At 70.4% G+C, this 11,137-nt stretch carries 12 protein-coding genes; 1 reads left to right on the top strand and 11 read right to left on the bottom strand.

Annotated elements, in window-relative coordinates; genetic code table 11:
- Positions 1-33 precede the first annotated feature (33 nt).
- The 11 genes from ACTWQJ_RS35940 to ACTWQJ_RS35990 form a co-directional block, all read right to left on the bottom strand.
- Positions 34-366 carry a TcmI family type II polyketide cyclase gene (locus tag ACTWQJ_RS35940; RefSeq protein WP_129797855.1) on the bottom strand — a complete coding sequence of 111 codons (333 nt, stop codon included), beginning with the start codon at positions 364-366 and terminating at the stop codon, positions 34-36.
- Between the two features lie 20 nt (positions 367-386).
- The gene (locus ACTWQJ_RS35945) at positions 387-863 is read right to left on the bottom strand and encodes an SRPBCC family protein (RefSeq protein WP_409474316.1); all 477 of its coding nucleotides are present in this window, start codon (positions 861-863) and stop codon (positions 387-389) included.
- Between the two features lies 1 nt (position 864).
- Positions 865-1,122 (bottom strand): acyl carrier protein, encoded by a 258-nt coding sequence (locus ACTWQJ_RS35950; protein ID WP_443310653.1) that lies wholly within the window; start codon positions 1,120-1,122, stop codon positions 865-867.
- A gap of 32 nt (positions 1,123-1,154) precedes the next feature.
- On the bottom strand, positions 1,155-2,405 hold the full coding sequence (locus ACTWQJ_RS35955; protein ID WP_443310654.1) for a ketosynthase chain-length factor: 1,251 nt from the start codon (positions 2,403-2,405) through the stop codon (positions 1,155-1,157).
- Positions 2,402-3,670 carry a beta-ketoacyl-[acyl-carrier-protein] synthase family protein gene (locus tag ACTWQJ_RS35960; protein WP_443310655.1) on the bottom strand — a complete coding sequence of 423 codons (1,269 nt, stop codon included), beginning with the start codon at positions 3,668-3,670 and terminating at the stop codon, positions 2,402-2,404. The genes ACTWQJ_RS35955 and ACTWQJ_RS35960 overlap by 4 nt, the downstream gene beginning before the upstream one ends.
- A complete protein-coding gene (locus ACTWQJ_RS35965; RefSeq protein WP_385517413.1) occupies positions 3,667-4,128 on the bottom strand; it encodes a cupin domain-containing protein in 462 nt (153 codons plus the stop codon). Before ACTWQJ_RS35965 ends, ACTWQJ_RS35960 begins: the two co-directional genes overlap by 4 nt.
- A gap of 65 nt (positions 4,129-4,193) precedes the next feature.
- Complete coding sequence (locus ACTWQJ_RS35970; RefSeq protein ID WP_443310656.1) at positions 4,194-5,348, bottom strand: SchA/CurD-like domain-containing protein; 1,155 nt, start codon at positions 5,346-5,348, stop codon at positions 4,194-4,196.
- 206 nt (positions 5,349-5,554) lie between these two features.
- On the bottom strand, positions 5,555-6,232 hold the full coding sequence (locus tag ACTWQJ_RS35975) for a class F sortase (RefSeq protein WP_443310657.1): 678 nt from the start codon (positions 6,230-6,232) through the stop codon (positions 5,555-5,557).
- A 121-nt stretch (positions 6,233-6,353) separates the two neighbouring features.
- Positions 6,354-6,695, bottom strand: coding sequence for a hypothetical protein (locus ACTWQJ_RS35980; RefSeq protein ID WP_443310658.1), 342 nt, complete (start codon positions 6,693-6,695; stop codon positions 6,354-6,356).
- 203 nt (positions 6,696-6,898) lie between these two features.
- A complete protein-coding gene (locus ACTWQJ_RS35985; protein WP_443310659.1) occupies positions 6,899-8,560 on the bottom strand; it encodes an FAD-dependent oxidoreductase in 1,662 nt (553 codons plus the stop codon).
- A 165-nt stretch (positions 8,561-8,725) separates the two neighbouring features.
- A complete protein-coding gene (locus ACTWQJ_RS35990) occupies positions 8,726-9,778 on the bottom strand; it encodes a LacI family DNA-binding transcriptional regulator (protein WP_443310660.1) in 1,053 nt (350 codons plus the stop codon).
- A gap of 163 nt (positions 9,779-9,941) precedes the next feature.
- Between ACTWQJ_RS35990 and ACTWQJ_RS35995 the strand changes: the two genes are divergently transcribed.
- Positions 9,942-11,137, top strand: a 1,196-nt coding sequence (locus tag ACTWQJ_RS35995; RefSeq protein ID WP_443310661.1) for a PA14 domain-containing protein, incomplete at its 3' end; no start/stop codon positions are given.

Below are 11,137 nucleotides of genomic sequence, written 5' to 3' on the forward strand. Positions count from 1 at the left end.
CTCCCCCCCCGGGGCCGGTGGCCGAGTGGCCGTTCAGGCGGTGGAGTCCCGCTCCCAGCGGTAGAAGCAGCGCGCCATCGCGTCCTTCGGTGAACGCCAGGTCGCGGGATCGTACGCGGTGACGTACGCGGACAGCCGCTCGCTGATGTCACGGAACTCGGGACGCCCGGCCACCTTGGCGATGGCGGGTGCGGGGTCCCGTTCGGCTTCGATGAGGTGCAGGTACACGTCATCGAACTGGAAGAGACTGCGCCGGGAGACGCCCACGAGGTGGGGCAGCTCTCCTCGGTCCGACTCCTCGAACACCTTGGCGATGTCCGGGGCCGACCCGGGCGCCATGCGGGCGACGATCAGGGTGTGGTGCATCGTGCTGTCTTCCGTTCGGCTCAGTCGGTCAGGGTCGGCACACGCCGGCGTTCCGCGGCCTGCTCGATGCGGTCCCGGATCAGGGCCATCTGGACCTTGGAGTTCCGGTTGATGTTGTCCGTCATCCAGGCGTCGTCGACCGGTGCGTCGGGCTTCATCTCGAAGTCCTGCGTCCACACCATCCGGGTGCCCTCGGGTACCTCCTCGTACTGCCACCGGATGTTCATGTACGCGAAGGGCCCGGTCTCGACACGGCGGGCCTTGACGCTGAGCGTGTCGCGGTCCGTCTCCCGTTCCGAGACCCAGCTCCACACGGTGCCGTTGTCGTCGGGGTGCATGGTCAGCCGGAAGGTGGTCTTGTTCCCCTCCGTGGACAGGATCTCCGCGGAGGCGTACTCGCTGAACAGCTGTGGCCAGCTCTCCACGTCGTTGGTCATGTCCCAGACCAGGTCCACCGGCGCGGCGATGGTGATCTCGTTCTGTGTGTGTCCGGCCATGTCACGCTCCTGTCATGAGGGCACTGTTGACGAGGTCGAGGAACTGCCGTGGCGTCTTGCTGCGCTCCGCGTCGGGAGGCATCGGCGTGCCGTACCGGTTCTCCAACTCGCCCACGATGCCCAGCAGTCCGAGCGAGTCGATGCCGAGGGCGTCGAAGCCGGAGTTGTACTGCTGCTGGAGATCCTCCGGGGCGACGGTGATCCCGGCGGCCTTCTTCATCAGCTCGGCCAGCTCTTCCACGGTGATTCGGTCACTCATGCGGTTACTCTCCTTTGCACTGTGACGCCTCGCTACGAGGCGTCGACGGCGCCGTGCCGCAGCACCAGCGCCGAGTTCGACCCCATGAGTCCCCGACTGAGGACCAGCGCCGTGCGCAGCTCGGCGGCACGGGCGCGGGCGGACACGAGGTCGAGGTCATGGCAGATGTCGAAGACGTTGGGGGTGGGTGGAATCAGGTGGTTCTCCAGCGCGAGCACCGCCGCCGCCGTGTCCAGCACCGGCGCCGCGCAGTAGCCCCGGCCGATACCGGTCTTCGGCGCGGTGACCGGCACGCGCCGGCCGTGGGAGCCGAGGGCGTCGACGATCGCCAGCGCCTCCGCACGGTCCGCTTCCGGTACGCCGAGGGCGTCCGCGAAGACCACGTCGATCTCCTCGGGGGCACACCCGGCCTCGTCCAGGGCCGCACGGATGGCCTCGGCGAGGCCTTCCCGGGACTGCTCCCAGCGGGAGGCGCCGGTGAACGTCGCCGCGTGTCCGGCGAGGGTGGCTCGCACACGCGCGCCCCGTTCCCGGGCCGAGGTCTCCTCCTCCACGACGAGCATGGCGCCGCCCTCGGCCGGCACGAATCCGCAGGCTCCTTCCGTGAACGGGCGGTAGGCGCGCTCCGGGTCCTCGACGGTGCTCAGCTCCTCGTAGCCGAGCTGGCAGACCACCGAGTAGGGGGCGAGCGGCGCCTCGGTCGCCCCGGCCACGATCACGTCGGTGCCGCGGCGCACGGCCCGCGCCGCGTGCGCGATGGCGTCCAGGCCGCCCGCCTCGTCGGCGGCGACGACCGAGCAGGGGCCCTTGAAGCCGCGGCGGATGGAGATCTGGCCGGTGCTGGCGGCGTAGAACCAGGCGATGGACTGGTACGGCCCGACGAAGCGACTGCCCTTTCCCCACAGCCGCTGCAGCTCCCGCTGACCGAACTCGCCACCGCCGGAACCGGCCGCGGTGACCACGCCCACGGAGAACGGCGAGTCGCCGGTGTCGGCCTGGCCGAGGCGGGCGTCGTCCAGCGCGAGGTCGGCCGCGGCCATCGCGAAGTGCGTGAACCGGTCGGTCTGGACGAGATAGCGCTCCTCGACCGCCGACGACGCCTCGAAGTCCCGTACCTCGCCGGCCACCCGCAGCGGCAGGTGCTCACAGCCCTCGCGGGTGACCGGGGCGAGGACGCTGATGCCTTCCTTGGTGGACTTCCAGAAGTTCTCGGTAGTGGCTCCGTTGGGCGCGACCACACCGATTCCGGTGACGGCCGCGCGCCGCGGATGCGGTTCGCTCATCGTGTCCTCTCCCTCGGCCGGGTCAGGATCACCGCGGACTGGAAGCCGCCGAACCCGCTGCCCACGGAGAGCACGCTGTTCAGTCTCCGCTCGCGTGCGACGCGCGGGACGTAGTCCAGGTCGCACTCGGGATCCGGGGTCTCGTAGTTCGCGGTGGGCGGTACCACCTGGTGGGCCAGGGCCAGCACACAGGCGACGACCTCGATCGCGCCGATCGCACCCAGGGAGTGGCCCACCATGGACTTGATGGAGCTCATGGGTGTGTCGTAGGCGTGCTGTCCCAAGGCCCGCTTCACCGCGGCGGTCTCGTGACGGTCGTTCTGCTGCGTGCCCGACCCGTGGGCGTTGACGTAGTCGATCGCCGTGCGGTCGAGCCCGGCGTGGTCGAGGGCGGTCTCGATGGCACGGGCCATCTCCAGCCCCTCTCTGGTCAGACCGGTCATGTGGTAGGCGTTGCCGAAGGTTGCGTAGCCGCTGAGCTCGCAGTACACGTGTGCGCCGCGGGCCAGGGCGTGGTCGAGCTCCTCCAGGACGAGCACCGCACCGCCCTCGCCCATGACGAACCCGTTGCGGTCGGCGTCGAAGGGACGGGAGGCGTGGGCCGGATCGTCGTTGTTCGGCGACGTGGCCTTGATCGCGTCGAAGCAGGCCATGGTGATCGGTGATATCGGCGAGTCCGAGGCACCGGCCACACACACATCGGCCCTGCCCTCCTCGATCGTGTGGAAGGCGTACCCGACCGCGTCGAGCCCCGAGGTGCAGCCCGTGGAGACGGTCTGCACCGGCCCGCGCGCCCCGAACCGCTCCGCCACCGTCGAGGCGAGCGTGCTGGGCGAGAACGCGCGGTGCAGATGCGGGTCGGCCTCCCGGTGGTCCACGTCCCAGTGCTCCCCGTGGTGGCTGACCAGCACGTAGTCGTGCTCCAGCCGGGTGGTGCCGCCGACCGCGGTGCCCAGGGAGACCCCGATCCGCCAGGGGTTCTCCTGGCCGAGGTCGAGTCCGGCGTCGTGTATCGCCTCGTCGCCGGCGGCCAGGGCGAACTGGATGTAGCGGTCGCATCGTGCGACGTCCTCCCCGTCCAGCCGGTGGGCCGCAGGGTCGAAGTCGCACTCGGCGGCGATCCGCGAACGCAGGCCGGCCGGGTCGAAGAAGGTGATCCCCCGCGTCGCGGTGCGCCCGTTGGTCAGGAGATCCCAGAACGCCGGTATGCCGATGCCGCCCGGCGCGACGATGCCTATCCCGGTGACCGCCACACGCCGGTTCATGACCGGACCTCCCCTCGTTCGGCCGTCCGGCCCGCACCCGCGCGGGCTCCCTCCGCCGCGACCGGGACGGAGTCGGTCTCCTCGGTGTCGACGTGGCCGAGCGGCGGGCTCGGGGCCAGCGGGCCGAGGTGGAAGACGATGCGGGCCTCCACGTTGCCGACGTTGCGGAAGCGGTGCCGCATGTGGGCGGGGATCATGAGCCCCTGCTCGGGACGCAGCGGGTGGGGGTCGCCGTCCAGGTCGACCTCCAGCTGCCCGCAGACGACGTACACGAACTCCTCGGAGTACGGGTGGTAGTGCTCCGCGATGCGGTCGCCGGGCTGCACGATGGCCACGCCCATGAATCCGCTGGTGGAGCCGACCGTGGTGGGGGTGAGCATGGCGCGCAGATCGCCACCGCGCCTGGTGTTGGGCTCGACCTCGCTGAGATCCACGATGTTGAGACGGGGTTTGATCACGACGTTGCTCCGATCGTGTGCTGTGTCGACTTGGGGGGCCGGGCGGCCGCGCCCCGCGAGCTGGGTCAGGCCTCTGGTGAGCGGCGGTCGGTGACGAGGTCCATGCGGGCGAGCGTGAGGAGGCCGACGGGCGCGGCGTCCATCGGCGTGGAAGCGTCGGCACCGAGGGCGTCGCCGTCGAGGAGCGCCGTCACCTCGGCTGCCTGACCGCGGTCCGTCAGCCCGAGCACCGCGCCGGGGTCGGCGTCGAGGCCGCCGCGCACGTCGATCAGCCGCATCACGATGTCGTCCCGCTGGAAGATCGTGCTGCACAGCACCGGGCTGTGCGGATCCTCCGCCGCCGCCTCGTCCTGCCGGGCGAGCAGTTCGGCGAGCCGCATTCCGCCGCCCTCCCGGGCCGGGTAGTACAAAGCGTGCCGCACGGCCTGCCCGGTTTCCTGGCCCGCCGTCACATGGTGTACGGCGGGCAGCGCCGCGCGGGTGAAGAAGACGCGGGCGGACTCGGGATCATCGAGGTCCCGGTCCTGCTCCAGATGGGGGTTGATGGCTTCCTCGACGGCCCGCACCTCGGGCTGCCGGGCGACATGGCGCAGCGCGGCGAGCAGGTCGCCGCGCACCTCGATGGCCCGCACCACACGGTTGCCGTGCATGAACAGGGAGGTGCGGCACAGCCGGGTGGTGTCGTCGACCTGCGGCTCGGGCGCGGCGTAGTCGGCGAGGATCCTGGCGACGGTCTGCTCACTGCCCGGCTTGACCGTGAAGGTGAGCGCGTGCCGGATGATGCCGTCCCCGATCCGGGGTGATGCCTGGAGCCGGCGCTTGCCGGACCTGGCGTCCTCCGCCGGGTCGCCGGTCTCGCGGACGATGTGGAAGCGCAGCGACCTGGTGTCCCGGACGCAGCGGTGCAAGGGCTCCACCATCCGCACGTGCTCCTCGCTGTTCACCCAGGTGAGGAACGGCGGGGCACTCTCCCACTCACTCGTGATGAGCCATTGCGAGGGATTCTCGATCGACTGGCACAACTGGTCGCTGACATGCCCGGGAACGGACGCAACCTGGTTGCAGAGTTGCTCGTACGCCTCCAGGAACTGCTGCTGGGCTCCGTCGTGGACGTCCACCAGAAGGACGACCCGGAGCCGGGAGCCGTCGAAGACGGACTGCGAGACATGGTGCGGCACCTGTTGCGTCAGCGGTTCTGAAGCAAGTGCGGAAGTGGTCATCCTGCGCACATCTCCTTAGCGGGGAGGGGGAGGCTGACGTCGATTGCGGTGATGCGACGTGAGCGTGCCTCGATCTTGTGCCGGTCCCCACCAGTGCGCGAATCGTATGGACTACGTGGGTGACCGGCGGCGCGGATCCGCACCCGTAGGGCGGGGAAGCTCCGACGCATTGCCTGCACGCACACCTGACGGACAACCAGGTCTGCTCACGCGAGATGAGCGAAGACCACCAGGTTGTCCGTGTAGTCCTTGACCGTGCGGTCGTAATCACCCGCGCAGGTGATGAGCCGGACCTGGGCCTGGGGGGTGTCGCCGTACACACGCCGGCTCGGGAAGCGGTCCTTGGCGAACATCTCCACGCTGTCGACCACGAAGGACGCCGTGCGCCCGTCGGCTCGTTCGACGTGGAAGACGTCCCCCTTCTGCAGGGCACCGAGGTCGGCGAAGACGGCGGGGGACGTGGCCGTGTCGACGTGCCCGGCGATGATCGAGGTGCCGGCCTCTCCGGGACTGGCCCCCTTGGCGTGCCAGCCGACGAGGTTGACGTCGTGGGCGGGCGGGGGTTCGAGCTGCCCGTTGGGGCCGATGGCAAGGTCCGTGAAGGGCGCGTCGACCGAGATCTTCGGGATGAGCAGGCGCACCGGCTTCGACCGCGGCAGGTGCCTTCCCGCCGCGTGCGGCCCAGGCGTTGCCGGCGCTGTGGCATGTGGCGCCGGTGGGGCGTGTGCCGGACGGGAGGTGCCGGACGGCGTGTCGTCGCCGCCGATCAGGCGCACCGTCAGGAGCAGGAGAGCCACGGCACACAGCACGATCACGCCTCCGTGGGACCCCTGGCCGGACGGCACCTGCTCGTCGTCGGTGGGGGAAGAAGGCTGAGCCGGCATCGGAGACCACCTCACTAGTGCACGGCAACAGGGCGGACGGGGCGGGCGGGAAGCCGGCCGGGCCGCCACACGGTGCACGCGTGGCGGCCCGGCCTGCGGCTGCTATCGCGTCCGGCATGGGTCAGGCCGTGCCGTGTGCCGAGTTCCTTCGACGCGCGGCGTACAGGCCGGTACCCGCGACGGCCAGAACGGCCAGGCCACCCGCGGTCACCGTGGGCGCGTCCAGCGCGCCGCCGCCGGTGTGCATCCCGCCGTGGGGCTTGTCGTGGTCGCTGCTCCAGCCGCCCTTGTCGTGCTCGCTGTCCTTGTAGCCTCCCGAGTCGTGCTTGCCTCCGTTGTCGTGCTCCTTGCTGTAAGACGAGTCGTCGTGGTCCCAGTCCTCGGCTGCGTAGACGCCGGGTGCGGTCATGGTGAGGACGGCCGAGGCCGCCGCGGTGGCCAGGAGCATGCGTGCTGAGCGCATATGTGGATCCTTTCGCCACGGCCGGGCAGCTGGCGCTTCGTCAGCTGAGGTGACCCGGCCTGACGTGATCAACCGTCAGTCAGTTGTCGGCCTCCCACCACTCAAGGAGCTCACCTGGGTGAACGGGGCGCCTGGGCACCACAGCGTGACGTCGCGCCGACAGCATGGGCCGTCGGCGCGACGTCGTGCTCGTGTGACGAAGGTCAGGTCAATGCGAGGACCGTCCTCACGACCTGACGGAGTGTCGATTCGGCATCGGGGACCGCACCTGGCGACCGCCATGCGACGAACCCGTCGGGCCGGACCAGTACGGCCCCTGCGCGTGTCGTGCCGTGGACCTCCGACCAGTCCGCACCGTCCTCGTACGCCAGCTCGCTGCCGGGTCCGATCCCCACCCGGTAGGAGACGAGCGGGACCGACATCTCTTCGGCGAGGCGTGTGGCGGCCTCGTGCCATCCGCTCGGCTCATCCGCGTCGCTGAGCAGGACCAGGGACCGTTCGTACAGGTCGAGGGTGGAGATCCGTTCGCCCCGGAACCGTACCCACAGGTGGGGTGCCCTGCTGCCGGGCTCCCCGGTCAGGGCCAGCTTCTCGGGCACGACCGCCGTCGTGGGATCGGCGCCGACGACGGCGCCCTTCGGGTAGCGGTAGCCGAGTGTGATGTTGAGGATGCCGCGCTGGGGCGCGTTGCCGGCGGTGGGCGGAGGGGTGTAGCCGGGGTGGCTGTGCTCGGCCGACCGGGCGGCCGCGCGGGCGCTGGTCGCCTCGGCGACCCTACGGCGTTCGATGTCGTAGGTGTCCAGAAGTCCGTCACCTGCCCAGCCGCCGAGCACGGCAGCCAGCTTCCAGGCGAGGTTGTGCGCGTCCTGGATACCGGTGTTGGAGCCGAAGGCTCCGGTGGGGGACATCTCGTGGGCCGAGTCGCCGGCCAGGAAGACGCGTCCCGACCGGTAGCTCCGGGCGACCCGTTGGGCGGCGTGCCAGGGCGCCCTTCCGGTGATCTCCACGTCGATGTCCATGTCCCCGACCGCGCGGCGGATGTGGTCGGCGCACCGCTCGTCGGTGAACTCCTCCGTCGTTTCGCCGTCTTCGGGGTGCCAGGGGGCGTGGAAGACCCAGTTCTCGCGGTTGTCCACCGGCAGCAGCGCCCCGTCGGCACCCGGGCGGGTCAGGTAGCAGACGATGAAGCGACGGTCGCCCACCACGTCGGCGAGACGACGGGACCGGAAGGTGATGCTGACGTTGTGGAACAGGTCACCGGGGCCGTTGTGGCCGATGCCGAGCTGTTCCCGGACGGGACTGCGGGGGCCGTCGGCGGCGACGAGGTAGTCCGCGCAGATGGTGCTGTGCTTGCCCGTCTCCCGGCTCTTGACCAAGGCGGTGACGCCGTCCGCGTCGGTGTCGAACGCCACCAGTTCGGTGGAGTAGCGCAGGTCGCCGCCGAGTCCCGCGGCATGGTCCAGCAGGACCGGCTCCAGGTCGTTCTGGCTGCACAGACACCATGACGTCGGGCTGAAGCGGGCCAGTCCGCCGCCCGGGTCGATCTCCTTGAACAGCCAGTCGCCCGCGTCGCCGACCAGGGTGGGCGCCTGCAGAATGCCGTGGTTCTTGGCCAGGGTGGAGGCGGCCTCATGGATCGCCGGCTCGACGCCGGCCACCCGGAACAGCTCCATCGTGCGGACGTTGTTGCCGCGGCCGCGAGGGTGGATGGAGGTGTCGGCATGACGCTCCACCAGTGTGTGCCGGACACCCAGTCGGCCCAGGAACAGCGAGGTCGACAGGCCGACCAGGGAACCGCCGACGATGAGGACCGGGACCTGGGCTTCGTCGGTCGTGGGGTCGGCTTGATCGGCTGTTTCGTTCATCACTCGCCTCCAACGCGTCGTGTCCGCAGAGCCGGCCGGATAAGGCCGGAGACACTCATGCATGCCCCGCAGGGCGCACGGCGTCTCACGCATCACCCGCTTAGGGCCTGCCCGCGGATCATGCCGGAATCGCGGGGCCTGACACCGTTCACCTGCGCCGATCAGTCACCGCCCCTTGGAGCCGACCTGATCCGCCGGACGGGCCCTGACACCGCCCAGCGTGCTCTCCCGCTCCACCAGCCGGTGCGGGGCGGTGAGTTCACGCCCGGCCGGCTCGCCGTTCCCCGACAGGCTGCGCAGCAGTGAGGCCACCGCCATGCGGGCGATGGCCTGCTTGTCCGGTGAGACGGTGGTCAGGGACACGGCCCCGAACCGGCCCTCGGTGATGTCGTCGAAGCCCACCACGGCCACGTCCTGGGGCACCCGCAGCCCCCGTTCGTGCAGGGTCCGCATCGCACCGATGGCTATCAGGTCGTTGAACGCGAACACGGCGTCGGGGCGCAGGCCCGAGTCCAGCAGTCGGGCCATGCCCCGCGCCCCGTCGGCGCGGTCCCACCCGCCGACGGGCACGACCAGGCTGTCGGGCGCGGGCACCCCGGCCGCCGTCAACTCCTGGCGCCAGCCCTGGAGTCGTAGATGAGCCGGACGGTTCGCGGAGTCCGTGCCCGCCCCCAGACAGGCGATGCGGGTGCGGCCCCGGCCGAGCAGATGCCGTACGGCCTCGCGGGCCGCGGCCACGTTGTCCATGGCGATGTGGTCGTGGGGCGCGTCGTACTCCCGCTCGCCGAGCAGCACCAGGGGCACGTCGTCGGAGCGCCCCTGAAGGTCCGCGGCCTCCAGTTCGATCGGGCTGAGGATGAGCCCGTCGATCACCCGGGTCCGGAAACCCTGGCTGACCAGCACCTCCTTGTCCCGTCGGCCGCCCGTGCGGTCGAGCAGGACCGTGTACTCGTGCTCCGCGGCGGCGTCGATGACGGCGCCGGCCAACTCGGCGAAGTAGGGGTTGCCCAGCTCGGGAACGGCCAGAGCGATGATGCCCGTACGCCCCTTGCGCAGATGGCGCGCGGTGGGGTTCGGGCGGTAGCCCAGTTCGTCGATGGCGGCCTGCACCCGGGCCCGCATCGCGGGGGCGACGTGGGGATGGTTGTTCACGACGTTGGACACGGTCTTGATCGAGACGCCGGCGCGCTGGGCCACGTCCTTCAGGCTCACCGGCAAGAGGCCTCCTCGGCAGAGTGACGGCTCCGACGGCGGAGCGTTTGTCATGAACCTGGACAGGGATCGGTGGGCGTGCTGTCATGCCAACTGCTGTGTTTGCAACGTTGTACAGACTGAAGCGGTGAGCCGCCACCACCCTTCCTTCCTCGGTCAAGGAGGATTCGTGCGCATCAGACCGTTCAGAGACCGCCTCGCACTGCTGTTAGCAGCCGTGCTGGGCATTACCGGACTGGCCGCAACACCGGCCGCCACGGCGGCCGACGACCCCGTCGACGTCCACGGCCTCAAGGGCGAGTACTACACGCACTCGGCGCCCGGCACGTTCGACTTCCACGAGCTCAAGGCCACCGGATTCGACCCCCGACTCGACTTCGACTCCCTGGAGTCCCGACTCCGCGCCGCCACCGGCCGCTCGGACGACGTCAGCGTCCGCTGGACCGGCCGTATCGTGCCGGAGAAGACCGGCCCCACCACCTTCTCGATCATCGGCGACAACGGCTTCCGGCTCTGGATCGACGACCGGCCCGTCATCGACCACTGGGTCGACGACTGGGACCGCGAACAGACCAGCGAGCCGGTCGAGTTGACGGCCGGCCGCGCCTACGACATCAAGGTCGAGTACTTCGAGCACTACGGAGGCTCCAACCTCCATCTGCGCTGGACCCCGCCGGGCGGCACCAAGACGGCCGTCCCGCAGTCGGCGTTCCTCCTGCCCGAGGGCTACGACTACGACGGCGCCATCGCCACCACCGTCCTTCCGGACGGCCGTACCCTCCGCCTCGACTTCGCCCAGGAACTGGCCCCGCCGCCCGCCGGACTCACCGACCACCTGGACGCCGTGATCGGCGGCGCCACCTGGCCCCTGGGCGACGCGCACGTCGACCCCGCCGCCCCCAGGTCCCTGCTCGTGGCACTCGACGAACCCGTGGTCGGCAACAGGACCGGCACCGCCCCGGGCCTCGCGGACGTCCGCTACGACGGCGAAGGCGGCCTAGCCGGCAGGGACGGCAACGTTGTCAACGCCTTCTGGAGCAGCGGCCCGAACCACTCCACCCATCAGCTGCGCACCAGGTGGGCCGACGACGTCACCCCGGACAACGCCCACCGTGAGTACCCCCGTCCCCAGCTCACCCGCGACAGCTGGCGGAACCTGAACGGCACCTGGCAGTTCGCCGCCGCACGGGCCGGGGAGCAGCCGCCGTTCGGCCGGAACCTCGACGAAGAGATCCTCGTCCCCTACCCCGTCGAATCCCAGCTCTCGGGCGTCGAACGGCACGAGGACCGCATGTGGTACCGCCGTACCTTCACCGTCCCGTCCGACTGGCGGATCGGTACCGCCAAACGGCTCCAGCTGAACTT

Source organism: Streptomyces sp. KR55 (assembly GCF_052245645.1).
GTDB classification, from domain to species: domain Bacteria; phylum Actinomycetota; class Actinomycetes; order Streptomycetales; family Streptomycetaceae; genus Streptomyces; species Streptomyces flavusporus.

Bases quoted from the DNA above. Each gene is read 5' to 3' on its own strand.
- ACTWQJ_RS35970 (WP_443310656.1), bottom strand. From the start codon at position 5,348: ATGACCACTTCCGCACTTGCTTCAGAACCGCTGACGCAACAGGTGCCG.
- ACTWQJ_RS35985 (WP_443310659.1), bottom strand. From the start codon at position 8,560: ATGAACGAAACAGCCGATCAAGCCGACCCCACGACCGACGAAGCCCAG.
- ACTWQJ_RS35980 (WP_443310658.1), bottom strand. From the start codon at position 6,695: ATGCGCTCAGCACGCATGCTCCTGGCCACCGCGGCGGCCTCGGCCGTC.
- ACTWQJ_RS35955 (WP_443310654.1), bottom strand. From the start codon at position 2,405: ATGAGCGAACCGCATCCGCGGCGCGCGGCCGTCACCGGAATCGGTGTG.
- ACTWQJ_RS35945 (WP_409474316.1), bottom strand. From the start codon at position 863: ATGGCCGGACACACACAGAACGAGATCACCATCGCCGCGCCGGTGGAC.
- ACTWQJ_RS35960 (WP_443310655.1), bottom strand. From the start codon at position 3,670: ATGAACCGGCGTGTGGCGGTCACCGGGATAGGCATCGTCGCGCCGGGC.
- ACTWQJ_RS35940 (WP_129797855.1), bottom strand. From the start codon at position 366: ATGCACCACACCCTGATCGTCGCCCGCATGGCGCCCGGGTCGGCCCCG.
- ACTWQJ_RS35975 (WP_443310657.1), bottom strand. From the start codon at position 6,232: ATGCCGGCTCAGCCTTCTTCCCCCACCGACGACGAGCAGGTGCCGTCC.
- ACTWQJ_RS35950 (WP_443310653.1), bottom strand. From the start codon at position 1,122: ATGAGTGACCGAATCACCGTGGAAGAGCTGGCCGAGCTGATGAAGAAG.